This is a genomic window from Micropruina sp. (assembly GCF_047607385.1).
In the GTDB taxonomy this organism is placed as follows: Bacteria; Actinomycetota; Actinomycetes; order Propionibacteriales; family Propionibacteriaceae; genus Micropruina.
Map to the genome: position 1 here is coordinate 1 of NZ_JASGDE010000057.1, position 24,879 is coordinate 24,879.

Annotated in this window: 19 protein-coding genes; 13 read left to right on the plus strand and 6 right to left on the minus strand. The window is 70.6% G+C overall.

Annotation, left to right across the window (positions count from 1 at the left end; all coding sequences use genetic code 11):
- Nucleotides 1–235: 235 nt before the first annotated feature.
- Nucleotides 236–1,957: an AAA family ATPase gene (locus QM582_RS05400; RefSeq protein ID WP_415082441.1), complete on the plus strand. Its 1,722-nt coding sequence runs from the start codon at nt 236–238 to the stop codon at nt 1,955–1,957.
- Entirely contained in the window at nt 1,954–3,264 is a 1,311-nt protein-coding gene (locus QM582_RS05405; RefSeq protein WP_415082443.1) for a 6-phospho-beta-glucosidase, read from the plus strand. The genes QM582_RS05400 and QM582_RS05405 overlap by 4 nt, the downstream gene beginning before the upstream one ends.
- 122 nt (nt 3,265–3,386) lie before the next feature.
- Here QM582_RS05405 and QM582_RS05410 read toward each other — a convergent pair whose 3' ends face one another.
- The gene (locus QM582_RS05410; RefSeq protein ID WP_415082445.1) at nt 3,387–4,739 is read right to left on the minus strand and encodes a replication-associated recombination protein A; all 1,353 of its coding nucleotides are present in this window, start codon (nt 4,737–4,739) and stop codon (nt 3,387–3,389) included.
- Nucleotides 4,740–4,988: 249 nt separating this feature from the next.
- On the opposite strand from QM582_RS05410, the gene QM582_RS05415 reads away from it, so the two are divergent.
- Nucleotides 4,989–5,723: a helix-turn-helix transcriptional regulator gene (locus QM582_RS05415; protein WP_415082447.1), complete on the plus strand. Its 735-nt coding sequence runs from the start codon at nt 4,989–4,991 to the stop codon at nt 5,721–5,723.
- A 177-nt stretch (nt 5,724–5,900) separates the two neighbouring features.
- On the opposite strand, the gene aspS is transcribed toward QM582_RS05415, so the two are convergent.
- Nucleotides 5,901–7,694 (minus strand): aspartate--tRNA ligase, encoded by a 1,794-nt coding sequence (gene aspS, locus QM582_RS05420; protein ID WP_415082449.1) that lies wholly within the window; start codon nt 7,692–7,694, stop codon nt 5,901–5,903.
- 149 nt (nt 7,695–7,843) lie between these two features.
- On the opposite strand from aspS, the gene QM582_RS05425 reads away from it, so the two are divergent.
- The 8 genes from QM582_RS05425 to QM582_RS05460 all read left to right on the plus strand — a co-directional run bounded on the left by QM582_RS05425 (nt 7,844) and on the right by QM582_RS05460 (nt 17,572).
- Nucleotides 7,844–8,581 (plus strand): B3/4 domain-containing protein, encoded by a 738-nt coding sequence (locus QM582_RS05425; RefSeq protein ID WP_415082451.1) that lies wholly within the window; start codon nt 7,844–7,846, stop codon nt 8,579–8,581.
- Nucleotides 8,578–9,810: a trans-sulfuration enzyme family protein gene (locus QM582_RS05430; RefSeq protein ID WP_415082453.1), complete on the plus strand. Its 1,233-nt coding sequence runs from the start codon at nt 8,578–8,580 to the stop codon at nt 9,808–9,810. Before QM582_RS05425 ends, QM582_RS05430 begins: the two co-directional genes overlap by 4 nt.
- Complete coding sequence (locus QM582_RS05435) at nt 9,807–10,712, plus strand: dihydrodipicolinate synthase family protein (RefSeq protein WP_415082455.1); 906 nt, start codon at nt 9,807–9,809, stop codon at nt 10,710–10,712. Before QM582_RS05430 ends, QM582_RS05435 begins: the two co-directional genes overlap by 4 nt.
- Nucleotides 10,709–11,911: a hypothetical protein gene (locus QM582_RS05440; RefSeq protein WP_415082457.1), complete on the plus strand. Its 1,203-nt coding sequence runs from the start codon at nt 10,709–10,711 to the stop codon at nt 11,909–11,911. Before QM582_RS05435 ends, QM582_RS05440 begins: the two co-directional genes overlap by 4 nt.
- 591 nt (nt 11,912–12,502) lie before the next feature.
- On the plus strand, nt 12,503–13,924 hold the full coding sequence (locus QM582_RS05445) for an ABC transporter substrate-binding protein (RefSeq protein WP_415082459.1): 1,422 nt from the start codon (nt 12,503–12,505) through the stop codon (nt 13,922–13,924).
- Nucleotides 13,921–14,961, plus strand: coding sequence for an ABC transporter permease (locus tag QM582_RS05450; protein ID WP_415082461.1), 1,041 nt, complete (start codon nt 13,921–13,923; stop codon nt 14,959–14,961). The genes QM582_RS05445 and QM582_RS05450 overlap by 4 nt, the downstream gene beginning before the upstream one ends.
- 5 nt (nt 14,962–14,966) lie before the next feature.
- A complete protein-coding gene (locus QM582_RS05455; protein WP_415082501.1) occupies nt 14,967–15,764 on the plus strand; it encodes an ABC transporter permease in 798 nt (265 codons plus the stop codon).
- Nucleotides 15,764–17,572 (plus strand): ABC transporter ATP-binding protein, encoded by a 1,809-nt coding sequence (locus tag QM582_RS05460; protein WP_415082463.1) that lies wholly within the window; start codon nt 15,764–15,766, stop codon nt 17,570–17,572. The genes QM582_RS05455 and QM582_RS05460 overlap by 1 nt, the downstream gene beginning before the upstream one ends.
- Before the next feature lie 200 nt (nt 17,573–17,772).
- On the opposite strand, the gene QM582_RS05465 is transcribed toward QM582_RS05460, so the two are convergent.
- Genes QM582_RS05465 through QM582_RS05475 form a run of 3 tightly spaced genes read right to left on the minus strand, consistent with a single transcriptional unit; the run spans nt 17,773 to nt 21,493 of the window.
- Complete coding sequence (locus QM582_RS05465; protein WP_415082465.1) at nt 17,773–19,467, minus strand: choline/carnitine O-acyltransferase; 1,695 nt, start codon at nt 19,465–19,467, stop codon at nt 17,773–17,775.
- Nucleotides 19,464–20,798, minus strand: coding sequence for a histidine--tRNA ligase (gene hisS / locus QM582_RS05470; protein WP_415082467.1), 1,335 nt, complete (start codon nt 20,796–20,798; stop codon nt 19,464–19,466). The genes QM582_RS05465 and hisS overlap by 4 nt, the downstream gene beginning before the upstream one ends.
- A complete protein-coding gene (locus tag QM582_RS05475; protein ID WP_415082469.1) occupies nt 20,795–21,493 on the minus strand; it encodes an MBL fold metallo-hydrolase in 699 nt (232 codons plus the stop codon). Before QM582_RS05475 ends, hisS begins: the two co-directional genes overlap by 4 nt.
- A 258-nt stretch (nt 21,494–21,751) precedes the next feature.
- On the opposite strand from QM582_RS05475, the gene QM582_RS05480 reads away from it, so the two are divergent.
- The gene (locus QM582_RS05480; RefSeq protein ID WP_415082471.1) at nt 21,752–22,993 is read left to right on the plus strand and encodes a DUF349 domain-containing protein; all 1,242 of its coding nucleotides are present in this window, start codon (nt 21,752–21,754) and stop codon (nt 22,991–22,993) included.
- Between the two features lie 4 nt (nt 22,994–22,997).
- On the plus strand, nt 22,998–23,330 hold the full coding sequence (locus tag QM582_RS05485) for a gamma-glutamylcyclotransferase family protein (protein WP_415082473.1): 333 nt from the start codon (nt 22,998–23,000) through the stop codon (nt 23,328–23,330).
- Between the two features lie 100 nt (nt 23,331–23,430).
- On the opposite strand, the gene QM582_RS05490 is transcribed toward QM582_RS05485, so the two are convergent.
- Complete coding sequence (locus tag QM582_RS05490) at nt 23,431–24,792, minus strand: alkaline phosphatase (RefSeq protein ID WP_415082474.1); 1,362 nt, start codon at nt 24,790–24,792, stop codon at nt 23,431–23,433.
- Nucleotides 24,793–24,879: the final 87 nt, after the last annotated feature.

Below are 24,879 nucleotides of genomic sequence, written 5' to 3' on the forward strand. Positions count from 1 at the left end.
CTCGCCTAACTATTTGGGGCTCGCTGAGTTCAGCGAGCCCCAAATAGTTAGGCGAGCGCTGGGGTGGGGGAACTCTTAGCGGTCCCGCACCTCGTCGAGCAGCTCCTGCTCCCTTGAGAACCGTCCCGGGTCGCACAGAGGGCCGTGGGCGCCCGGATCGCGACCGCGTCGAGACGCCGGGGCGAAGATCGGCGGATACTTGCGTTGTCCACCGGAGGAGTGAGTTGGGATCACTGTGGTACTGGAAACGACGCGGGCACGCAGTCACTGGCTCAGTGGCGTTTACGAACTGCCGACCAACCGTGGGCGCGCCCGAGAGCATTTCGAGCGCGCCGTCGACATCGATCCCGGGATGGCCGACGCCTGGCTGGGCCTGCACGCCTGCGGTGTCCGTGAAGAGGAAGCACTGTCGGCCATGGCGCGCAATGAGCGCCGGTTCGGGCAGGAGCGCACCCGAGCGAATCGCCGACTGACCTCGCGCTACAACATCGGCACCTACGTGTCGCACAGCCTCGAAGACCACCTCGACCTGTTCTGCGCGGTGGCTGCGATGCATCTGGCCCGCAACGAACTCGACCTAGCGTCGTCCGCGCTGCGACGCACCGTTCCCACCGCGGTGCCGTCCCGGTTCCTCGCCGGACGGCTCGCCTTCGCCAGCGAGAACCCGGAGGAGACCGTTCGGACCCTGCTGCCGATCCTCGGCGGCGACCCGTATTTCGATGCCGAGAGCCGACTGCTCAGCGCGGTCGCGCTCGCTCAGCTGTCCGCGATCGCACCCGCCCGGGATCATCTGATGGCCGTCTTGCGACAGCAGGCGGTGCCGGACACCCACGCCGAAGCTCAGCTGTTTCTAGGTCTGATCGCCCGCTCAGAAGGACGCGAGGACGCCGCCCGCGACCACCTGCACCGGGCATACGCCCTCAACCCCGGCCTGTCCGAAGTGACCGAAGCCTTGCGCGACTCGAACTACGCCATCATCCGGGTCCGTAGCCTCGGCGAACGCGTCCCGGATGAGCCCGCTCCCCCACAGCCGGTTCCGGCCCGCCCCGGGCCCGCGACCGCGGAGCCGGCAGGTACGAACCAGAGGCCGCCGGGGGCGGAGGAGACGGTGGCCGAGGTGTTGGCCGATCTGGACGCGCAGATCGGGCTTCCCGGGGTGAAGGCCCAGGTCAAGCGCGTACTGGCCCAGACCCGGGCGAACCTGGCGCGGCGTGACGCCGGCCTGCCGCAGGGCCGGCTGACTGAGCACTTCGTGTTCACCGGTCCGCCCGGCACCGGGAAGACGACCATCGCCCGCATCCTGGGCCGGCTCTACCGCGCTCTGGGCATCCTGGCCGACGGCCGGGTGATCGAGGTGGACCGGTCGGGAATGATCGGCGAGTACCACGGCCACACCGTCGCCCGCACGACGACGGCGATCGACTCCGCACTTGACGGGGTGCTCTTCGTCGACGAGGCCTACGCGCTGCAGACCGAGGGTTTCGACGCGGGCGACCCCTTCGGGCAGGAGGCGATCGATACCCTGCTGAAGCGGATGGAGGACGACCGGGAGCGGCTGGTGGTGATCGTGGCGGGGTATACCGAGCCGATGACCCGGTTCCTGGATTCGAATCCTGGACTCCGATCCCGGTTCACCACCACCATCCGCTTCGACCCTTACCGGACGCCGGAACTGGTCCAGATCGCGCAACTAATGGCGGCTGGCTCCGGCAACACCATCAACGAAGGCGGCCTCCGCTATTTGCGGCAGCGACTGAGCTCACTGGAGGAGAGCGGCGGGTTCGACGATCCGGCCTTCGGCAACGCGCGTTTCGTCCGGAACCTCGTTGAAGGCGCCGCCCGGGAGCGCGATCTTCGAGTCTTCGGCGATGAGGTGTCCGAGCCCCCGTCGCTGTCCGAGCTCACCACGATTACGGCGGCCGATCTGGCGGCGGGGTGGGATGGGCTGCGGCCATGAAGCTGACCATCGTCGGGGGCGGCGGGTTCCGGGTGCCGCTGGTACATGCGGCACTGCTGGCGGACGACCTGATCGACCAGGTCGCGCTGCTGGACGTCGACCCGAGGCGGTTGGCGGTGATCGACCGGGTGCTGACCGCGCAGGCCGGTGGTTCGGCGCGACTGCGGCACACCGTGCACACCGACCCGGCCGAGGCTCTGCAGGGCGCCGACTTCGTGTTCTCCGCACTGCGGGCCGGTGGGACCGCGGCTCGGGTGCTGGACGAGCGGATCGCCGCCGGGCACGGGCTGATCGGCCAGGAGACGGTCGGCGCCGGCGGGATCGCCTACGCGCTGCGCAGCATTCCCGCCTCGCTCGACCTGGCCCGCACCGTCGCCCAGGTCGCGCCGCAGGCCTGGCTGATCAACTTCACCAACCCGGCCGGCATGGTCACCGAGGCACTCAGCGCCGTCCATCCCCGGGTGGTCGGCATCTGCGATTCGCCGGTCGCGCTGGCCCGTCGCGCCGCCGCCGCGCTCGGCGTCGATCCGGCGTCCGCGCAGCCCGACTACGTGGGGCTGAACCATCTGGGCTGGCTGCGCGGCCTGCTGGTGGACGGCGTCGATCGGCTGCCCGAACTGCTCGCCGACGCGGACGCGCTGCACACCGTCGAGGAGGGCCGGCTGTTCGGACCCCAGCTGATCGGCGACCTGGGTGCGCTGCCGAACGAGTACCTGCACTGGTTCTACTTCCGCCGCGAGGGCGGCACCGGCGGCGGTCGCGGCGCGTTCCTGGCCGAGCAGCAGGACCGCTTCTACCGCGACTGTCCCACCGCCCCGGACGCCGCCCTGGCCGCCTGGGACGCCACCCGCCGGGAGCGCGAGGAGACCTACGGCGCGGCCAACCGGGAGGCCGCCGGCGGCTTCGAGCGCTCGATCGCCGACCTGGTCTCAGGCGGCTACGAGGGGGTGGCGCTGGCGATCATGCGAGCCATCGGACGCGACGAGCCGGCCACCCTGATCCTCAACCTGCCCAATGCCGGACGGCTGCCCGAGCTGCCCGACGACGCGGTGATCGAGGCGCCCTGCCGGGTGGACGGACGCGGCCTGCATCCGCTGCCGCTGGCCCCGCTGCCCGACTATGCCCGCGGCCTGGTCGCCACGATCAAGCAGGTGGAGCGCTGGACGATCGAGGCCGCCATCACCGGCTCGGCACGGGCGGCCCGGCTGGCGCTCACCCACCATCCGCTGGTCGACTCGGCCGCGGTGGCGTCCGAACTGCTGGCCGAGTATCGCCGGGCGTTCCCACAACTGGGTTACCTGCGCTGAGCCGTCCGCAACCCTGGCGCGACGTTGCCCGCTTGACGTTGCCCTGCCTTGACGTCCTTTCCGTGGTTCCAACCCGGTGAAGGACGCCGAACCCGGGCGATGTGGTCGGTCCGGGTCGCCGGCTACGAGGAAGGGCGTCCGAGCAGCTCGTCCAGGGTCTCCATCCGTTCGGCCATGCCGGCCTCGTTGCCGTGGTCGGTGGGCACGTAGTAGCGGGCGCCGGCCAGCTCGTCGGGCAGGTACTGCTGAGCGGCCACCCCGTGCGGATGGTCGTGGGCGTATTTGTAGCCCTTGCCGTGGCCGAGCGCCTTGGCGCCGGCGTAGTGCGCGTCACGCAGGTGCGGCGGCACCTGCCCGATCCGTCCGGCCCGGACGTCGGCCAGCGCCGCGTCGATGCCGAGCGTCACCGCGTTCGACTTGGGCGCCAGCGCGCAGGCCACCACCGCATGGGCGAGATTGAGCCGGGCCTCCGGCATGCCGATCAGCTGGACGGCCTGCGCGGCCGCCACGCAGGTCTGCAGCACCGAGGGAGCCGCCATGCCGATGTCTTCGCTGGCCAGGATCACCAGCCGCCGGGCGATGAACCGGGGATCTTCGCCGGCCTCGATCATCCGGGCCAGGTAGTGCAGCGCCGCCTGCACGTCGGAGCCGCGCAGTGACTTGATGAAGGCGCTGATCACGTCGTAGTGCTGGTCGCCGTCCTTGTCGTAGCGGACGGCGGCCCGATCGACGGCGCGGCTGATCGCCTCGGGGGTGATGCTGTCCTGGCCGGCGGACGCGGTGCCGGCGGCTGATTCCTCCAGGTAGGTGAGGGCGCGACGGGCGTCCCCGCCGGCCAGCCGGAGCAGGTCGGCGCGGGCCTCGTCGGTGAGGGTGAAGGCGCCGCCGAGCCCGCGTTCGTCGGTCAGCGCCCGATCGATCAGCACGCCGAGGTCGGCGTCGGTCAGCGACTTCAGGGTGAGCAGCAGCGAGCGGGACAGCAGCGGCGCGATCACCGAGAAGGACGGGTTCTCGGTGGTGGCGGCGATCAGGGTGACCAGTCGGTTCTCCACCGCCGGCAGCAGGACGTCCTGCTGGGCCTTGGAGAATCGGTGCACCTCGTCCACGAACAGGACGGTGGACCGGCCGCGGGCCAGTTCGCGGCGGGCGGCGTCCAACTCGGCGCGGACCTCGCGGACCCCCGCGGTCACCGCGGACAACTCGACGAAGCGCCGCTTCGCCGACTGCGACACCACCGCGGCGATGGTGGTCTTGCCGACGCCGGGCGGCCCCCACAGGAACACCGACATGGCGGCGTCCCCCTCGGCGAGCCGGCGCAGCGGAGAACCGGGGCCGAGCAGATGCTGCTGGCCGACGATCTCGTCGACGTTGCGCGGCCGCATCCGGACGGCCAGCGGGGCGTCCGCGGACGGGGTGCTCAGCGACCCGCCCGGCGCTGCGGTGACGGGGTCGGTGTTGCCGAAGAGATCCTCCACTGCGCCGAGTCTACGAGTGGACGCCGACAGTCCGCACCGCGCGTCCCGACCGGCCGTCCGACGTTGCCCGGGTTCAGCGTCATTGCACAGGTTCAAACCCGGTGAAAGACGCTGAAGCAGGGCAACGTCGATCCCGGACGCCGGACCTGAGGCCGGACCCGAGGCCCGCGCCAGACACCCATCATTTGCGTTGCGAACACTCGCGATATATCTTTGACACAACGAGATACCTACGAAAGGAGTCCACTCATGTGGAACCAGGATTTTGAGCCGCGGGACTTCCGCGGCAAGCGTGATGACCAGCGCCCCCGTCGCGGACCGCGCGGCGAGGGCCATGCCCGGGGCGGCCAGGCCTTCGGCGGCGACCCGTTCTTCGGGCCCCGCGGACCCTTCGGTCCGGCCGGTCCGTTCGGGCCGCACAGCCCCTTCGGCCCTGGCGGCCCGTTCGCCAGTCGCGGTTTCGGCGGACGGGGTCGCGGACGCGCCCGCCGGGGTGACATCCGGCAAGCCGTCCTCGCCCTGCTGGCCGAGGAGCCGATGAACGGCTACCAGATGATCCAGACCATGGCCGAGCGCACCGGCGGCGGCTGGAAGCCGTCCCCCGGAGCGATCTACCCGGCGCTGTCCCAGCTGGAGGACGAGCGGCTGATCGAGCCGTTCGACAACAACGGCGCCAAGGCCTACCGGCTCACCGAGGGTGGCCAGACCGCCGCGGCGCTGATCGACCCCAAGCCGTGGGACGCCTTCAACGCCGAGAACGCCCCGGAGCACCCCGAGGTGCTGCGCGGGCTGTGGAAGGAGTTCAGTTCCCTGGCGATGGCGGCCCAGGAGCTGACCCGCTCCGGCAGCCGGGCCCAGCAGCAGCAGGCGGCCCAGATCCTCGCCGAGACCCGGCGCAGCCTCTACGGCCTGCTGGCCAGCGACGGCGACGGCGACGGCACCGAGGACGACCAGGACCTGGCCAACCCCGACGACTTGCGCTGACACCGTAGAACCCACCGCTGATCAATGCGGTGTTGCGCTGGTTGAGCTTGTCGAAACCCGTTGCCATAGCGGTCTCGACAAGCTCGACCAACGGAAATCAGCGCTTCCCTGACTGGTTCTGCCCTCTCACATGCGGGAGGGCAGAACTGGTTAGGCAGGGCCTTGTGGTGGGGAGGATCAGCCTTGGGCCGGCTCAGCGGCCTTGGCTGCGGGCGGCTTGGCGTCCACCCCGGCCTCCTTGCGCTGCTCCGGCGAAATCGGGGCCGGCGCACCGGTCAGCGGGTCGTAGCCGCCGCCGCTCTTCGGGAAGGCGATCACGTCGCGGATCGACTCCGAACCGGACAGCAGGGCCACGATCCGGTCCCAGCCGAAGGCGATGCCGCCGTGCGGCGGGGCGCCGTACTTGAAGGCGTCCAGCAGGAAGCCGAACTTCTCCTGGGCCTCTTCCTCGGCGAGCCCCATCACGGCGAACACCCGCTCCTGGATGTCGCGGCGGTGGATACGGATCGAGCCGCCGCCGATCTCGTTGCCGTTGCAGATCATGTCGTAGGCCCAGGCCAGCGCGTTGCCGGGATCGGTGTCGAAGGTGTCCAGGTCCTGCGGCGAGGTGAAGGCGTGGTGCACCGCCGTCCAGGCGCCGGCGCCGACCGCCACGTCGCCCTCGGCGACCGCCTCGCCGGTGGGCTTGAACAGCGGCGCGTCGACCACCCACGCGAACGACCAGCTGCCCTCGGCGATCAGGTCGCAGCGCTTGGCGATCTCGTTGCGGGCGGCGCCGAGCAACGCCTGCGAGGACGCCTTGGCGCCGGCGGCGAAGAAGACGCAGTCACCCGGGTTGGCGCCCACCGCGGCGGCCAGGCCGGCGCGTTCGGCGTCCGAGATGTTCTTGCTGACCGGACCGCCCAGGGTGCCGTCCTCGGCGATGGTGACGTAGGCCAGGCCGCGGGCGCCGCGCTGCTTGGCCCATTCCTGCCAGGCGTCGAAGGTGCGCCGCGGCTGGGACGCCCCACCCGGCATCACCACGGCACCGACATAGGGCGCCTGGAAGACCCGGAACGGGGTGTCGGCGAAGAACGCGGTCAGCTCGGTCAGCTTCACCTCGAAGCGCAGGTCGGGCTTGTCGGAGCCGTAGCAGTCCATCGCCTCGGCGTAGGTGAGCCGCGGGAACGGGGTGGGCAGCTCGACGCCGATCAGCGACCAGATCTCCGTGGCCAGCGCCTCACCGAGCGCGATCACGTCCTCCTGGTCGACGAACGACATCTCGATGTCGAGCTGGGTGAACTCGGGCTGCCGGTCGGCGCGGAAGTCCTCGTCGCGGTAGCAGCGGGCGATCTGGTAGTAGCGCTCCATGCCGGCCACCATCAGCAGCTGCTTGAACAGCTGCGGGGACTGCGGCAGGGCGTACCAGGAGCCGGGCGCCAGCCGGGCCGGCACGATGAAGTCGCGGGCACCCTCGGGCGTCGAGCGGGTCATCGTGGGGGTCTCGATCTCGACGAAGTCGCGGGCCTCGAGCACCCGGCGGGCGGCGGCGTTCACCTGAGAGCGCAGCCGGATCGCACGGGCCGGGGCCGGACGCCGCAGGTCGAGATAGCGGTACTTGAGCCGGGCCTCCTCGCCGACGCTGACCCGTTCGTCGATCTGGAACGGCAGCGGCGCGGACGGGTTGAGCACCTCGAGCTCGCTGATCGCGACCTCGATCTCACCGGTGGGCAGGTCGGGGTTGGCGTTGCCCTCGGGCCGCGCCTCGATCTCGCCGACCACCTTGACGCAGTACTCGTTGCGCAGCTCGTGGGCGCCGGACGCGGCCAGCACCTCGTCCCGGACGACGACCTGGACGACGCCGGAGGCGTCCCTGAGATCGACGAAGGCGACACCGCCATGGTCTCGGCGGCGGGCCACCCAGCCGGTCAGGGTGACGGTCGTTCCGATGTCGGAGGCGCGCAGGGTTCCGGCCTGATGGGTCCGCAGCATGGCGATGTTCCTTTCTCTGCCCCGCATAGACGGTGCGGGCACGTCGTTCGATCCTATGACGACGGGCGCGGGTGCGTCGAAACGGCCATGATGGTCATCCGGCAGCCCGGTCCCGGCGAGCCGAGCCCGGATCGAGATAGAAGGAGCCCATGCCCGACATCACCGAACTCGACGCGTTCCTCGCCTCGGCCAGCGTGGCCGACGAGGTGTTCGCGCTGCGTCCCGACTATCGCGCGCTGCTGATCGCCGCGGACGGCATCGAACCCGGCGCCGGGGACGATGCCGGCGAGGCGCTGCTGGTCCGTGCCGAGGAATGGGCGAGGCGGGCGACCGCGGGCACCCCGGTGGAGCAGCTGCCGCACATCGCCGCCTGGCGGGACGCCTTCCGCGGCTTCGGCGCCAAGCCGCAACGCACCCGGACCAGCGTCGAGGCGCTGACCCGGCGGGCCGTCACCGGACTGCCCCGGATCAACCGGCTGACCGACCTCTACAACGCGATCTCGGTGCTGCATCAGCTGCCGATCGGCGGGGAGAACCTGCGGAATTACGCGGGGGCGCCACGGCTGATCCGGGCCACCGGCGACGAGCCGTTCGACACCGTCGCCGGCGGCGAGCCCGCCATCGAGCACCCGGAGACCGGCGAGGTGATCTGGTGCGACGACGCCGGCGTCACCTGCCGGCGCTGGAATTGGCGCCAGGGCCGCCGCACCCAGCTGACCGACGCGACGTCCGCGGTGCTGTTCATCCTCGACGTGCTGGACCCGATGACTGACGACGAACTCGAAACGGCCGCCGACGAGCTGGCCGGGCAGCTGCGCCGGCTGGGCAGCGATGTCGTCACCACCCGCCGGCTGATCGCCCGCCCGTCCACCCAGGAGCCCCGATGACCGCGCGTCCCGACAAGCACGACCCGGCGTCCGTCGCCTTCGGCACCTGGGCGGTGCACGGCGGCAACAGCATCGACGCGGGCACCGGCGCGCTCCGCACCCCGCTGGTGATGGCGAACTCGTACCGGCTGCCGGACGACCCGGCGGCGATGGACTGGTCGGCCACCGATCAGCTCACCTACACCCGCAACGGCGGGGTGAACCAGCAGTCCCTGGAACGCAAGCTGGCCGCGATGGACGGCGGTGACGCGTCCGCCTGCTTCGCGTCCGGGGTGGCCGCGCTGCACGGGGTGTTCTTCACCCTGCTGAAGTCCGGCGATCACGTCGTGGTCTCGGACGTCAGCTACGAGGCGGTCTGGCGGCTGTTCGCCGAACTGCTGCCGCAGCGCTACGGCATCGAGGCCACCTTCGTCGACGTCGCCGATCTGGACGGCGTCCGCGCGGCAGTCCGCCCCAACACGAAACTCGTGCACGTGGAGACGATCGGCAACCCGACCACGAAGGTGGCCGACATCCGCGCCATGGCCGACATCGCCCATCGGGCCGGCGCGATCCTGACCGTCGACGGCACCTTCACTCCCCCGCCGCTCTATCGTCCGATCGCCGACGGCGCCGACCTGGTGGTCCATTCGCTGACCAAGTACATCAACGGCCACGGCGACGCGATGGGCGGCGTGGTGACCGGACGCGCCGACCTGATCGACCGGATCCGGCACGACGCGGTGGTGGACGTCGGCGGGGTGATCTCGCCGTTCAACGCCTGGCTGATCATCCGCGGCTCGGTGACTCTTCCGTTGCGGCTGCGGCAACTGCTCGCCTCGGCGGAGCAGATCGCGACCTTCCTGGCCGCCGATCCACGGGTCGCCTACGTGGAGTACCCGGGACTTCCCGGTCACCCGCAGCACGACCTGGCCACCCGTCAGTTCGGCGGCCGCGGCTACGGCGGCATGCTCGCCTTCGCGATCGACGGCGACCCGGACACCCAGAATCGGTTCGTCGCCAACCTGCGGGTGATCACCTCCGCCTTCTCACTGGGCCACGACGAGAGCCTGATCGTGCACGTCGGCCCCGGCACCCGAGGCGGCAGCGAGGGCTACCCGCCCGGCTTCCAGACCTACGGCCACCTGCGGTTGTCGGTCGGCCTGGAGGACACCGACGACCTGATCGCCGACCTCGCCGAGGCACTGGACCGTACCGAGATCACCGGCTCACGAAAGGCACCGCGATGAACCTGTTCACCGGACTGAGCGCCTTCCCGCTCACCCCGCTGCGCGACGACGCCCTCGATCAGACCGGCTACGCCAGGCTGATCCGCCGGCTGGTCGACGCGGGGGTCGACTCGATCACCGCGCTGGGTTCGACCGGCTCGTACGCGTATCTGTCCCGCGAGGAACGCCGGACGGCGCTGCGGATCGCGATCGAGAACGCCGGCGACGTGCCGGTCTTCGCCGGCATCGGCGCGCTGCGCACCAGCCACGTCCGGGCCCTCGCCGAGGACGCCCAGAACGCCGGGGTGGTCGGCGTGCTGCTGGCGCCGATGACCTACCAGACCCACACCGACGACGACGTGTACGGCCTGTATGCCGACGTCACCGGCGACTTGTCGGTGCCGCTGATCGTCTACGACAACCCGGGCACCACGCACTTCACCTTCACCGACGAGCTCTATCAGCGGATCACCGCGCTGCCGAACGTGGCGTCGATCAAGATCCCCGGTCTGCCCGACGATCCGGACGCGGCCGCCGCGCGGGTAGCACAGATCCGCGCCCACCTCCCCGCCCAGGTGACGATCGGGATCTCCGGCGATCCGGCGGCGGCCACCGGCCTGATCGCGGGCTGCGAGGCCTGGTACTCGGTGATCGGCGGCACCCTGCCGCAGCCGGCGCTGACCATCACCAGGGCCGTCCAGCAAGGGGACGCCGCAGCCGCCGTCGCCGAATCGGAACGGTTGCGCCCCTTCTGGGAGCTGTTCGGCCGGGTCGGCAGCCTGCGGGTGATGGCCGCCGTCGCCGAGCACTACGGGCCGGCGAGTCGGTCCTGCCTGCCGCTGCCGATTCGCGGACTGGACGACGGGGTGCGCGCCGAGGCGATCGCTCTCATCGAGAGGCTCGGCCTGCAGCCGACGCGATGAGTGCGGCCGGTGAGGCCGTCCGCTGGGGGCTGGCGCGCTACGTGATCGCGGCCACCCTGGCTCGCACCGCCGACGGAGGCGGCGTGGTCGCCGTCGTGCTGCTGGTCACCACCTCCGGCGGATCGGGCTGGACGGCGGGCTTGCTCGGCGCCTGCCTCACCCTGCCGCACATGGCCGGCCCGTTCGTCGCCCGCAGCCCGGACGTGGCCCGCGACGGCCGAACGGTGCTCGCCGCGGCCTGTGTGCTGCACGGCGGGCTGTTGGCCGCGGCCGTGCTGAGCTACCCGTTCGGCTGGGTGGGTGTCCCGGCGGCGCTGCTCGTCGCGTCCGGAGTGGTCGGCCCGCTGCTGACCGGCGGGATCAGTTCCCGACTGCCGGCGATCGCCGGGCCGGATCTGGTCGCGCAGCGTCGGGCCCAGGGCTGGGACGTCGCCACCTACGGCATCGGCGGCACCATCGGGCCGAGTGTGGTCGCGCTCGTCGCAGCCTGGACGAACGCGACCGTCGCGGCGCTGGTGCTGGCCGGCGGCACCCTGCTGGCCGCTTTCGTCGTCCGGCTGCTGCCCTATGCCGCGCCGCACGGCACGGACGCCGAGGTGCCGCACCCCGTCCGGACCCTGCAGATCATCGCCCGCACCGGGGCGCTGCGCCGGACCCTGTACCTGACCACGATGGTGGCCCTGTCGGTCGGTGTGCTGCCGGTGACCGCGGTAGCCAGCGCGGGTTTGTTCGGCGTCGATCCGGCCACCGCGGGCGCGCTCGCCGCCTGCTACGGGCTCGGCGGACTGGCCGGATCGGTGCTGGTGACGATCCGCCCGCTGCGCGGCGATCCGGACGCCGCCATGCCGCTGCTCGCGAGCCTGGTCGCCATCGCGCTGATCGGGGTGCTGCTCGCCCCCGGCATCTGGATCGCGGCCGCCGGCTACGCGACGGCCGGCGTCCTCAACTCGTTCTTCTTCGCCGCCACGCTGGCGGCGCGCAGCGAGTACTCACCGCCGGCGGTCCGGGGCCAGGTGTTCGTCTGGGTCGGCGCGCTGAAGATCACCGCCGGCTCGGCGGGAACCGCCGCCGCGGGCGCCCTGGTCGCGCACGCCGTCCAATTGCCGGTGGCGCTCGGTGCCGCACTCACCGCGCTCGGGGTCGGCCTCGCCGTGCTCGACCGACGGCTGGCCCCCGCCCCCGATCACCACACGAGATGACCCAACCCCAACCCAGTATCGAACGGCTGTATGAATAAGGGAGGCGGCTCGAGCGCCGACCCGCCGGGGAATAGCCACACCCGCGACCGGGGCGATCGCGCCGGGACGTCCGGACGGCTCCACGAGTCCGGGCCCACCAGCTCCGGCAGGGTTGGGACGCGCATCGTCCCGAGTGCGGCGACATCGGCCGGGGGCGGGCGGATATTTCGGAGTCATGCGCTGTGACGCACGATCTTCGCGCCACAGGCGCGCGATACGCAGATTTGGCGCGCATTCTTCCGGCATCCGCAGCACCCTGAACAAGCCGCCGATCGACGCCTGTCTTTCCCTCGTCCGGCGCACCGGCACTGGTCCGATCGGTGCGCGGCGACACTCCGTCCACCCCGCACGGTTGTGACATCGAGCGCATTGTGGCCTAGGTTGGCGGCAACCTTGACGGAGGTGACGATGAATTCGAATCCTGGCGAGGTGTCTTCAACGGGGATGAATCGACGACGATTTCTGCAGTTGGGGGCCGCCTCGGTGGCCGGCGCGACTCTCGGTATGAGCGGCTGTGCAGCACCCTCATCCGATGCGGTCAACCTGCAATTGGTGCACGCCACCACGGGCGGCGGTTTGAAGGACACCCTCGACCCGCACTTCCCGGTGAGCTACCCCGACATCGCCCGGGTGCGGCAGCTCTTCGAGCCGCTGATGCGGTTCAACTCGGCGTTCGAGATCGAGCACGGCCTCGCCGAAGAGGTGGAGCACAACGCCGACGCGACCGAGTGGACGTTCCGGCTGCGGCAGGGGCTGCGCTTCCACGACGGGCGTCCGGTGCGCGCGGCCGATCTCAAGGCGAGCATGGAGCGGATGCTGAACCCGAAGAATCCGGGCGCCCAGGCCTCGGACATCGCCGCGATCGCCGACCTCGCCGGCAGCCGGGTGCTCGACGGCCGCACCTATCGGCTCAAGCTGAAGTCTCCGTACGCGATTCTGGACGCCGTGATGGCCGGCTACGCGCTGGGCATCGTCCCGGAGGATTTCGACGTCAAGCACCCGATCGGCACCGGTCCGTTCCGCTACGACGCCTTCGTCCCCGGGCAGCGCAGCCGGTTCCTGAAGTTCGACGACTACTGGGACGTCAAGGCGACCTTCGAAGAGTTGGTGATCCTCAACTTCAGCGACGACGCCGCCAAGGTGAACGCGCTGCTGGCCGGCCAGGTGCAGTCGCTGGACAACCTGCCCACCTACCTGGCCGGGGCGATCGAAAGCCAGGGCGCGAACACCCTGGTCTCCGAGACCGGCGGCTGGGTGCCGTTCACCATGCGGGTGGACGCCAAGCCGTTCAACGACGTCCGGGTCCGGCAGGCGATGCGGCTGATCGTCGACCGGCAACAGATCATCGACCAGGCCTTCAACGGTTTCGGACGCGTCGCGAACGACCTCTACGCACCGTTCGATCCCGACTACATCGGCAACGACGTGCCACAGCGCAAGCCCGACCCCGAGAAGGCCCGATCGCTGCTCAAGGCCGCCGGCTACGAAAACCTGCAGGTCGAGTTGGTCACCTCCACCGGCGTCGGCGCGGGCGCGGTGGAAGCAGCCAGCCTGTTCGTCCAGCAAGCGAAAGCGGCCGGCGTGGACGTCCGGCTGAACAAGGTCGACGGCGGCATCTTCTTCGGCGACCAGTACCTCTCCTGGATCTTCGCCCAAGATTTCTGGAGCACCCGGCTCTACCTGCCGCAGGCAGCCAACTGTGCGCTGAAATCGTCGCCGTACAACGAGACCCACTTCTACGACGATAAGTTCGCCGGCCTGATCCAGTCCGCGCAGCGTGAGGTCGATCCCGTCCGCCGGCGCCGGCTCGTCCAGGACGCCCAGCGCATCGAGTACGAGGAGGGCGGCTACATCATCTGGGGATTCCAGAACCAGGTGGACGCCTACAGCAGCTTCGTCACCGGGCTCGAGCCGGCCCGTGAGCAACCCGTCTCCGCCTTCCGATTCAACCGGGTCCGGCCGGTGATGCCATGAGCGCCGTGGAACAGGAAGTCCTGGTCGAAGCCCCGGCCGACCAGCCGTCCCGCCGGGTGGGTTCTCCGGCCCGGGCCTGGACGCAGTGGCTGCTGCGCCGCCTCGGGCTGGCGATCCTCACCCTGCTGGCGGTGTCGATCATCGTGTTCTTCGCCACCAACGCGCTGGGCGACCCCGTCCGGGCCATCCTCGGCAAGGACTACGACGTCAGCCCGGACCGGGTGGCCGCGCTGGAGCAGTTGCTGCACCTCGATCTGCCGGCCTGGCAGCGCTACCTGATGTGGCTCGGCGACCTGCTGCGCGGCGACCTCGGCGTTTCGGCGGCCAACGGCCTGTCGGTCGTCGAACTGATCGGCGACCGGGTGATCAACAGCGCCTTCCTGGTGCTGGTGACCGCGGTGATCATGATCCCGATGTCGCTCGGTCTGGCCATGCTGGCGGCGCGGTGGCGGGGCGGGCTGCTGGACAACACCCTGCAGTTCCTCACCCTGGCGCTGGCCGGTCTGCCCGAGTTCGTCACCGGCATCCTGCTGGTGGCGCTGTTCTCGACCAGCGTCCTGCACTGGCTGCCCGCGGTCACCGTGATGCCGGTCGGCGGCGCGCCCTGGGATCGTCCGGCGTCGATGATCTTGCCGGTGGCCACCCTGATCATCGCGGTGGTGCCGTATCTGTCCCGGATCCTGCGCTCGACGATGATCGAGGCGATGGACTCCGACTACGTCGAACTGGCCCGGCTCAAAGGCGTCCCCGAGAACCTGGTGCTGCGCCGGCACGTGCTGCCGAACACCGTGGTGCCGACGATTCAGGTGACCGCGCTGCAGCTGGCCTGGCTGGTCGGTGGCGTGGTGCTGATCGAGTACCTGTTCAACTATCCGGGCATCGGCGCCACCCTGGTCGATTCGGTGCGCAACTCCGACTTCCCGATGGTGCAGGCGCTGGCCATGATCATCGCCGCCGTCTACGTGCTGGTGAACCTGATCGCCGACGTGCTGTCGATCCTGTTCACACCGCGCGCCCGGACGGGGATGGTGAAGTGAGAGGCATGCTGCGCGACCCGCGCATCGTGACCGGGTCGGTGATCGCCCTGGTGGTCGTGGTGCTGGCCGTTCTCGGCCCGCTGTTCGCGCCGTACGGCGAGAACCAGATCGTGGGCAAGCCGTTCACCATGGAGGGCGGCCCGCTGGGCACCGACTACCTGGGTCAGGACGTGCTCAGCCGGGTGCTGTACGGCGGCCAGTCGGTGCTGATGATCGCGGTGCTGGCCACCGTCCTGGGAGTCGCGCTCGGGCTGGTCGTCGGCGTCACGGCCGCCTACGTGGGCGGCTGGCTGGACGAGCTGCTGATGCGTGGCAACGACGTGCTGCTGGCCTTCCCGCAGATCTTGATCGCCCTGGTCGTGCTGAGTGCCGTGGAGCAGCCCACCTGGTGGATGATCGTGCTGCTGGTCGGCATCGCGCACGCCCCGCGGGTGGCCCGGGTCGCCCGCGGCGTCGCCCTGTCGTACGTGAACAACGACTTCGTCACCGCCGCCGAGGCCATCGGCGAGCCGCGCTGGCGGATCGCCGTGTTCGAGCTCGGACCGAACCTGGTGGTGCCGTTGCTGGCCGAGACCGGCCTGCGGCTCACCTACTCGATCGGCACCGTCGCCGCGATCGGCTTCCTGGGTTTCGCCAGCAACCCGAGCGCCGCCGACTGGGGCCAGATGACCAACGAGAACCGGCTGGCGCTGCTGGTGCAGCCCTGGGGTGTGCTGGCCCCGGTCATCCTGATCGGTCTGTTCACCATCGGCACCAACCTGATCGCCGACGGCATCGGCCAGCGGGCCGCGAAGGGGGCATGATGAGCCAGACCGTCACCGAAGACGTCCGCTGCCGAGTCGAGGATCTGCGGATCAGCCTGCCGGCCCGGGGTGTGGACGTCGTCGATCACGTCGACCTGACCCTGACGGCGGGCGAGATCCTGGGCCTGGTGGGCGAATCCGGTTCGGGCAAGACCACCACCGGCACGGCCCTGCTCGGCTACGCCCGCACCGGGGCCGCCATCTCCGGCGGCGACATCGAAGTGGCCGGGCACAAGGTGCGCGACCTCGGGCCGGCCCAGGTGCGCGCCATTCGTGGCGTCACGATCGGCTACGTGCCGCAGGATCCCAGCTCGGCGCTGAACCCGTCGATCCGGATCGGCGCCCAGCTGCGCGAGCTGCTGGACCTGCACGACATCGGCACGCCCGACGAGCGCGCGGAGCGGATCCGGCAGATCCTGCCCGAGGTGGGCCTGCCGAACGACGAGGCGTTCCTCCGCCGCTACCCGCACCAGCTCTCCGGCGGTCAGGTGCAGCGGGTGGCGCTGGCCATGGTCTTCCTGCCCCGTCCCCAGGTGTTGGTGCTGGACGAGCCCACCACCGGCCTGGACGTCACCACCCAGGGCATGGTGCTGCGCACCCTGGAGGAGTTGTGCCGACGGTTCGACGTCGCCGCCCTGTACGTCACCCACGACCTGTCGGTGGTGGCCACCATCTCGAACCGGGTGGCGGTGATGTACGCCGGACGGCTGGCCGAGATCGGCCCGGTCAAGCAGATCTTCACCAACCCGAGTCACCCGTACACCCGTGCCCTGCTGAACGCGATCCCGCACCTGCACCGTCCGTTCGCCCTGACCGGGATTCCCGGCCGCACGCCGGCGCCGGGCAACCGTCCGCCGGGGTGCCGGTTCAACGATCGGTGCAGTTTCGCCGCCCCGGAATGCTCCGCGGAGGAGCCGCCGGACGTGGAGGTCTCCCCCGGTCATTTCGCCGCATGCATCCGCACCGACGCCCTGCCGCCGTGGGACCCCACCGACCGGGTGGTCGCCGACACCGACCCGCGGCGGGACCGGAAGATCATCCTCACCGTCTCCGACCTGGACATCTTCTACGGCACCAGCCACGTCGTGCACGGGGTGAACTTCGACCTGGCAGTGCGCGAGATCGTCGCCCTGGTCGGTGAGTCCGGCTCCGGCAAGACCACCATCTCGCGTTGTGTCGGCGGCATCCACGACAACTGGGAGGGCACCATCGCGGTGGAGGGCGAACCGCTCGCCCACGCGGCCCGCAAGCGGACGGCCGAGCAGCGCCGCCGCGTCCAGTACATCTTCCAGAATCCGTACCTGTCGCTGAACCCGCGCCGCACGGTCGAACAGATCCTGGTCCGTCCGCTGGAGCTGTTCGGGGTCGCCAAGCGCAAGGCCGCCCGGGAGCGGGCCGCCCGGCTGCTGGACGACGTCCAGCTGGGCGAGTCGACCATGTCGCTGCGGACCAACCGGCTCTCCGGCGGCGAGCGCCAGCGGGTGGCGATCGCCCGGGCGATCGCGGTGGAACCGGACATCCTGGTCTGCGACGAGATCACCTCGGCGCTGGACGTGTCGATCCAGGGCTCGATCACCGAACTGCTCAACTCGATCAAGGCCGAGCGGCAGATCTCGATGCTGTTCGTCACCCACGACCTGGCCCTGGTCCGTTCCATCGCCGACCGGGTCCTGGTGCTGCAGAACGGACGCCTGGTCGAGGGCGGGCTGGCCGCCGACGTCCTGGACCGTCCGCAGGAGGAATACACCCAGAAGCTGCTGGCCAACACCCCGACCCTGGACCGCTGGATGGACACCTCCGCCGGTTGAGCTCGCCGAAACCCCTTGTGGCTGGCCATTTCGCGGTTGTGTCTGGTTGCGCCGCCGCCGGGCCACCTCGGTCGAGCGGTGGGACGGTGGGGACGGTTCCTTTCGTCCCACTGTGGGTTGAGCGTGGGACGACGGGGACGGTTCCTTTCGTCCCACTGTGAGTCCGTCGAGCCCTTCTCAACGGGCTCGACCGACGACCGCTACGACGCGCGGGTGATCAGGTCCCCCAGGGCCTGGGTGCCCTCAGTGAGCGCTTGTGCGAAGGCCTCGATGTCGTCGTGCTCGGACGCCCGGTAGCTGAGGCAGAACTCGAGCACGCCGGCGTCGCTGCTGTAGCTGATCCCGATGCCCCCCGCGCTGGTCGGGGCGAAGGCGAACCGGACCAGCTGGTGCGGATCGCCCAGCGAAGTGGTGGAGAGGTAGTCGGTGGTCAGCCGGGTGTAGGCCGGGTCGGCGAACAGTTCCGGCGTCCGGCCGCTGCGGGCGGCCATCAGCCGCAGCCCGAATAGGTGCCGGTCGATGCCGTTGCCGGTCTTGCAGGCGATCACCCACCCCTTGTGCGCGGCCATCGCGGCAAACAACTGCTCGGGGACGGCCTCGCCGGCCCGCAGCCCGCGGGCGAGCGCCACCGCCTCGGCGGTCACCGGCCGCAGGCATTCGGTCCGTCCGGCCTGGTACTCGCGCATGTCGACGGCCTCGTAGGTGCCGCGCGGCGCACCGCCGTGATAGGCGAGCTGGGCGAACAACATCACCCACTGCTGGACGCCGTCCAGGCTCAGCTTGAACGAGGGCCGCCCGGGTGCCGGCAACGGCACGGCGACCGTGCGTACCCGGTAGTCGGCTGCCTGTTCGGCGTACCGCCCGGCCGCTGCGTCGATGTCGGCCGCCAGGGCGTCGTCCAACCGCCAGTGCAGCGGCTCGGCCTCCGGTGCGGCACCGGGGTTCAGGTCGGGGACGACCTGCTGGGCCAGCGCGACGACCCGCTTCAGGGTCGCGCCGTCCACCACGGTGTGTTCCATCTGCACCGAGGCGAGCCCGGTAGCCAGATCGATGTCGTAAGTGGCCGGCTTGTACACCCAGGTGCGGCCCAGCCCGAAGGTGGCCCGCTGCAGGTAGCCGTCGGCGTCGAGCCCGTCGTCGGCGAGGTTGACCGCGAACAGGGCCCGGGTCAACCGGTCGTAGCCGGCGGCGTTCGCCTCGTCGGCCAGCAGCCGGTCGAGCAGGGCCGCGGCCGGCTCGCTGCCGGCGTAGGACGGACGGGTGAAGCCGGCACTGTCCGCGCCGGCCCGTCCGAGCAGACCGGTCAGGCCGGCAGCGATCGCCGGGACGCTCAGCGGCTGTCCCGCGCCGTCGCTGATCCGCAGGACGAAGGGTGCTCCGCCGCGGAACACCACGATCTCGCGATCCGCGGCCTGCCCCGGACCCTCGATGAACTCGTCGGCCCCCGGGCGGGGATGCCGCAGCCCACCGGCCAGGTAGCGGAGTTGCTGCGGGTCGAGCTCGTCGCCGCGCGGGGTGCTCTCCGGCGGAAGTTCGCCACGCAGCCAGCCGAGATGGACGGCCGCCATCCGATGCACCAGGTCGGCGGCACGCTCGATCCCGGTGGCCGAGCCCGGCCAGTTGAGCAGGAAGCCGACGTTGCTGGTCAGCGTGATCGGACCCCGGCTGGTCAGGTAGCCGTCCAGCCAGGCCTCGGAGAGCCAGCTCCGCCCGGCCGCGTCCTCCGCGGCGGCGAACGCCTCCAGTTCGGCCTGCAGCGCGGGGCCGTCGTTCTCGGCGAACGCTTCGACCCGGGCCGCGGTGGCGTCCCGGTCGGCGTCGGTCAGCAGTGGACCGACCGCGGCCCGGTAACGCTCCAAGGTGCCGCTCAGCGGCGGGACGGGCAGGGTTCTCATCGGGCACTCACCTTCGGTGTGAGGTCGTCGGCGGGCGGTTGCCACTGGTCCGGGTCGGCCGCCGTCTGCTCACCGGAGCGGATGTCCTTCACCTCGCCGCTGGCGAACCAGACGAACGGGATGCCGCGGCGGTCGGCGTAGCGGATCTGCTTGCCGAACCGGTCCGCCTTGGGCGCCACCTCGGTGGCAATGCCGCGGGCCCGCAGCCGGGCCGCGATGGCGTCCGCCTCACCCCGGGTCTCCTCGGAGTCGACCGCGACCAGCACGCAGGTCGGCACCGTCCGGGACGCCGTCAGCGCGCCCTTGGCGAGCAGCGGGACCAGGATCCGAGTGACGCCGATGGACAGCCCGACGCCGGGGTAGGTGGTGCGGCCGTCGGAGGCCAGCGAGTCGTAGCGGCCGCCGGAGCAGACCGATCCGAGGTGCTCGTAGCCGCTCAGCTCGGTCTCGTAGACGGTGCCGGTGTAGTAGTCCAGGCCGCGGGCGATCTTCAGGTCGGCGACGATGCGTCCGGGGGCGGCCGCGGCGCCGGCGCGCACCACCGCGGCGAGCTGCTCCAGCCCCTCGTCCAGCAGGTCGTTGCGCACGCCGAGCGCCCGGACCCGCTCGACGAACGAGTCGTCCGGGGCGGAGATGGTGGCCAGTTCCAGGCAGGTCGCCGCCACCTCGGCACTGAGCCCGAGTTCGCCGGTGAGCAGCTCAGCCACCGCGTCCGGGCCAATCTTGTCCAGCTTGTCGACCCGCTGCAGCACGGCGAGGTGGTCGTCGATACCGAGGCCGCGGTAGAAGCCCTCGGCGAGCCGGCGGTTGTTCACCCGCATCAGCACCGGCGGGACGCCGAAGTCGGTGTGCAGCCGCTCCAGCGCGTCCAGGATCACCCGGGCCACCTCGACGTCGTGGTGCGCGGCCAGGGTGGCCTGGCCGACCACGTCGATGTCGGCCTGCAGGAACTCGCGGTAGCGGCCCTCCTGGGGACGCTCACCGCGCCACACCTTCTGGATCTGGTAGCGCCGGAACGGGAAGGTGAGGTGCCCGGAGTGCTCCAGCACGTAGCGGGCGAACGGCACGGTCAGGTCGAAGTGCAGCCCGAGCTCGTCGGCCTCGGCTCCCCCGCCGTGGCGTTCGGCCTGCAGCCGGCGCACGACGTAGATCTCCTTGTCGATCTCGCCCTTGCGAGCCAGCTGCGCCATCGGCTCCAGCGCCCGGGTCTCGATCGAGCCGAAGCCGTGCAGCTCGAAGGTCTCGGCGAGGGACGCCAGGACGCGCTGCTCGACGATCCGCTGGGCGGGCAGGAACTCGGGAAAACCGCTCAACGGCTTGGGACGACTCATCGGGTGCGGGCACCACCTAGATAGTTGGCTTGCAGGTACGGGTTGGTGGCCCGCTCCCGGGCCATCACGGTCTGTTGCCCGTGTCCGGGCAGGATCGCGGCGGTGTCGGGCAGATCGAGCACCGCGACGCGCAGGGTGTCCAGCATGACGGCATGGTCGCCGCCGGGCAGATCGGTCCGTCCGATGGACCCGGCGAACAGCACGTCGCCAGAGAACACCACGGCGTCCAGCTGATCGTGACCGGTCAGCCGGGTGGACAGCATCACGCAGCCGGGCCGGTGGCCGGGGGCGTGCAGCACCTCGAAGGTCAGCCCGGCGACGTCCAGACCGGTCTCGAAGAGACGCAGGTCATCGGGCTCGCGGAGCTGGACGTCGCCCAGCACCTGGGCGAGCAGCCCGGCGCTGGACCGGCCGAGGCCGGCCACCGGGTCGGTGAGCAGCTCCCGATCGGCGGCATGGATCCAGGCCGGAACCCCCCACTCGTCCGCCACCCGGGTCGCCGAGGCGACGTGGTCGATGTGCCCGTGGGTGAGCAGCACGCCGACCGGGGTGAGTCCGTGCTCGACCACTGCGGACCGGACGCCATCGAAGGCGTCCACGCCCGGATCGACGATGACGCACTCGCCGCCCTCCGCCGTCGCGGCCAGATAGCAGTTCGCCTGCCAGGGGCCGGCGGGAAAGGACGCCAAGAACACCCCGACAGCTTAGAGGTTCCGCGGCGAGGACGGTCGAGTTGGGCGTCGTTCCCGTGCGTGCCTGAATGCCGCCGACGCACGACGCTGGGGCGGAGCCATGTCGACCGAGAAAGAAGGTGCTCGGGCGCGTGCGGGGGCAAGGAACCACGACGCCCGGGACAGCGGCAGATCGGCCGGCGGCGGCGCAATGACCGACGAGCCGCGGCACCCCGGGCGGGCGCGATCACAAACCGGGCAGGCATACGGCAAGATGTCCCCATGACTTCTAGCAGCCCGGCCGACTTCGGTCGCGTCGACTCCGACGGGACGGTCTACGTCCGCACCGCCGAGGGAGAGCGCAGCGTCGGACAGATCCCGGACGTGCCCGCGGCGGAGGCACTCGCCTTCTACACCCGGCGGTTCGAGGCACTCGAACTCGAGGTGAGCCTGTTGGAGCGCCGGATCGCGTCCGGCGCCCTGTCGCCCGACGAGGCGCGCGGCAGCATCGCCACGGTGCGCTCGAACGTCACCGGCGCCAATGCGGTCGGCGACCTGGACGCCCTGCTGGTCCGGTTGGAGGCGCTGGCACCGGTGCTGGCGCAGGCCAACGAGGCCCGCAAGGCCGAGCGCGCCCGGCAGGCAGAGCAGACCAAGGCCACCAAGGAGGGGATGGTGGCCGAGGCCGAGCGGCTCGCCCAGGGCAACGACTGGCGCGGCGGGGTCAACCGGTTCCGCAGCCTGCTGGACGAGTGGAAGGCGCTGCCCCGGATCGACCGGGCCACCGACGACGCGCTGTGGCATCGGTTCTCGACCGCCCGGACCACCTACACCCGGCGCCGCAAGGCGCAGTTCGCGGAGCAGGCCGAGCGGCGCGACGGAGCCCGCCGGATCAAGGAGCAGATCATCGCCGAGGCCCGCACCTTGGCCGACTCCACCGACTGGGGTCCGACCTCCGGCGCCTTCCGTGACCTGATGGCCCGCTGGAAGGCCGCCGGCGCCGCGCCGCGCGAGATCGACGACGCGCTGTGGGCGGAGTTCCGCGGCCTGCAGGATCAGTTCTTCAACGCCCGGCAGGCCACCTTGTCGGAGCAGGACGCCGAGTTCCGGGCCAACCTGGAGGCCAAGGAGGCGCTGCTCGGCAAGGCCGAGGCCGAGATCGTCCCGGTCGCCGACACCGCCACCGCGCGGGCCGCCTTCCGCACCTTCCTGGACGCCTACAACGCGCTCGGCAAGGTGCCGCGGGAGTCGATCCGCGGGCTGGACAACCGCGTCCGGGCCCTGGAGTCGGCGATCCGCGAGGCCGAGGACGCCGAGTGGAAGCGCACCGATCCCGAGGCCCGCTCCCGCGCCGAGGAGACCGTGGCGATGCTCAGCAACGAGATCGACAAGCTGAACGAGAAGATCGTCAAGGCCGAGGCCCGGGGCGACGCGAAGGCCGCCGACAAGGCGCGGGACTCGATCGCCACGTACCAGACCTGGCTCGACCAGGCCCGCGAGACGCTGGCCGACTTCTCCCGCTGAGCCCGTGACCCATCGCGTCTTCTCCTACGGCACGCTGCGGCAGGAGAACGTCCAGACCGCGCTGTTCGGGCGTCCGGTTCGCACGGTGGCCGACACCCTGCCCGGCTACCGGATCGACTGGCTGACGATCACCGACCCCGCGGTGATCGCGACCAGCGGATCGGATCGACACCCGATCCTGCGCCCCGGCTCGCCCGCCGACGTCGTCGACGGCGCCTACCTGGAACTCGACGACCACGAGCTGGCCCAGGCCGACGCCTACGAGGTGGACGACTACGTCCGTACCGCGGTCACCCTGGGTTCCGGGACGCCGGCCTGGGTCTATCTGGCCGGCTAGGGCCTGGCGTCTCCGCCCGCTGGCCGGAGACGACACCGATTCCGCTCGGACGCCGATCGGCCCGGCCCACCGAGGTGGAACCGGGCCGACCGCGGGAGGGTCAGCGTCTGAAGCCCATGGCCTTCAGCACCGCGTCGTGCACGTCGGTGTTCTTGATGAAGCCGCTGAGCCGGTAGGCGCCCGGCCCCGACGCGGTGACCGGGGTGGCCGCGCCGGTGTGACCGCCGGTGGTCCAGTCGGCCACCATCTTCAGGTCCGAGTTGGCGATCGGGATGGTGTCCTCGGCCTGGTCGCCGGTGCCGTTCTCGTCATTGGGGTCGACGTTCTCGATCGCCAGGCCGCCGGTCTCGTGGTCGCCGACCACGAGGACCAGGGTGCCGGGCGTCCGGGCGGCGAAGTCCAGCGCGATCTTGACGGTGCGGTCCAGCTCGGCGCCGGCCTTGACCATCAGCGTGGCATTGCCGTGATGAGCCATTTCGTCAATACCCTCCTCCTCGACGAAGAGGAAGAAGCCGTCGCGGTCGCGGGAGAGCAGGTCAATGGCCTTCTTGGTCATCACCGGCAGCCGGACCGACGGGTCGTAGAGATCACCCTCACCCTCATTGTGGTATTCGAACATCTCTTCGTTGGCGAACAGCCCGAGCACCTTGCCGCGCTTCACCTTCTTCAGTTCCGCCTCATTGCGCACGTACTTGTAGCCGAGCTGCTGGGCCCGATCGACCAGATTGCCCTTGGTTCCCTTGCTCTGCTCGGTGGGATCGGTGGGCGGATTATCGGGCCACGCGCCGGGATTTCCGGCTGGGTACCACCAGTCCTCGCCGCCACCCAGGACGACGTCCACCTTGGTCTGTTCGATGATCTGCCGGGCGATTTCACTCTGGTCGGAACGGTTCGCCACGTGTGCCGAGAACGCGCCCGGCGAGGCGTCCGTCACCTGCGAGGTGGTGACCACGCCGGTCGACTTGCCGGCGGCCCGAGCCCGCTCCAGCAGGTTGGTGACCGGCTTGCCGTCACTGTCGACGCCGATCGCGCCGTTGTAGCTGCGCACGCCGGTCGAGTACGCGGTCGCCGCGGCCGCGGAGTCGGTGACCGCCTCCTTCTTGTCGGCGGAGTCGGTGTGCACCAGGCCGGTGTACTCCATCTTGTTCATGGTCAGCTGACCGTTCTGGCCCTTGAGTGCCAGACGCATCAGTTCGCGGTGGGCGATGCCCATACCGTCGCCCTGAATGAAGATGACATTCCGCGCCCGTTGGCCCTTTCCGGAACTATTGGCGGCCACGATCTGCTGTGTCGCGGCCTGTGCCGAAGCTTGTTCCGGGGCCGCTTTCGGGGATTGCTGCTGGGCTTGGGTCGCTGCCGGTCCGGACATCGACGAGGCCAGCAGCGCCGCAACGGCGACCGCGAGGACGCCGCTTCCGCGTCCGGCCAGAGCCGCCAAGGGCGCGCTCGATTTCTTGGGCATAAAGAGCCTCCTGGGGTGAACGGCGACATCGTTGTCGCTTAGCCGGATCTTAGGAGAACTAAGAAGGTCGCGCCAGGGAAACCGGAG

Coding starts and splice junctions, on each gene's coding strand:
- QM582_RS05415 (WP_415082447.1), top strand. CDS start 4,989: ATGTGGAACCAGGATTTTGAGCCGCGGGACTTCCGCGGCAAGCGTGAT.
- QM582_RS05430 (WP_415082453.1), top strand. CDS start 8,578: ATGACCGCGCGTCCCGACAAGCACGACCCGGCGTCCGTCGCCTTCGGC.
- QM582_RS05440 (WP_415082457.1), top strand. CDS start 10,709: ATGAGTGCGGCCGGTGAGGCCGTCCGCTGGGGGCTGGCGCGCTACGTG.
- QM582_RS05435 (WP_415082455.1), top strand. CDS start 9,807: ATGAACCTGTTCACCGGACTGAGCGCCTTCCCGCTCACCCCGCTGCGC.
- QM582_RS05450 (WP_415082461.1), top strand. CDS start 13,921: ATGAGCGCCGTGGAACAGGAAGTCCTGGTCGAAGCCCCGGCCGACCAG.
- hisS (WP_415082467.1), bottom strand. CDS start 20,798: ATGAGTCGTCCCAAGCCGTTGAGCGGTTTTCCCGAGTTCCTGCCCGCC.
- QM582_RS05405 (WP_415082443.1), top strand. CDS start 1,954: ATGAAGCTGACCATCGTCGGGGGCGGCGGGTTCCGGGTGCCGCTGGTA.
- aspS (WP_415082449.1), bottom strand. CDS start 7,694: ATGCTGCGGACCCATCAGGCCGGAACCCTGCGCGCCTCCGACATCGGA.
- QM582_RS05455 (WP_415082501.1), top strand. CDS start 14,967: ATGCTGCGCGACCCGCGCATCGTGACCGGGTCGGTGATCGCCCTGGTG.
- QM582_RS05465 (WP_415082465.1), bottom strand. CDS start 19,467: ATGAGAACCCTGCCCGTCCCGCCGCTGAGCGGCACCTTGGAGCGTTAC.
- QM582_RS05425 (WP_415082451.1), top strand. CDS start 7,844: ATGCCCGACATCACCGAACTCGACGCGTTCCTCGCCTCGGCCAGCGTG.
- QM582_RS05480 (WP_415082471.1), top strand. CDS start 21,752: ATGACTTCTAGCAGCCCGGCCGACTTCGGTCGCGTCGACTCCGACGGG.
- QM582_RS05460 (WP_415082463.1), top strand. CDS start 15,764: ATGAGCCAGACCGTCACCGAAGACGTCCGCTGCCGAGTCGAGGATCTG.
- QM582_RS05490 (WP_415082474.1), bottom strand. CDS start 24,792: ATGCCCAAGAAATCGAGCGCGCCCTTGGCGGCTCTGGCCGGACGCGGA.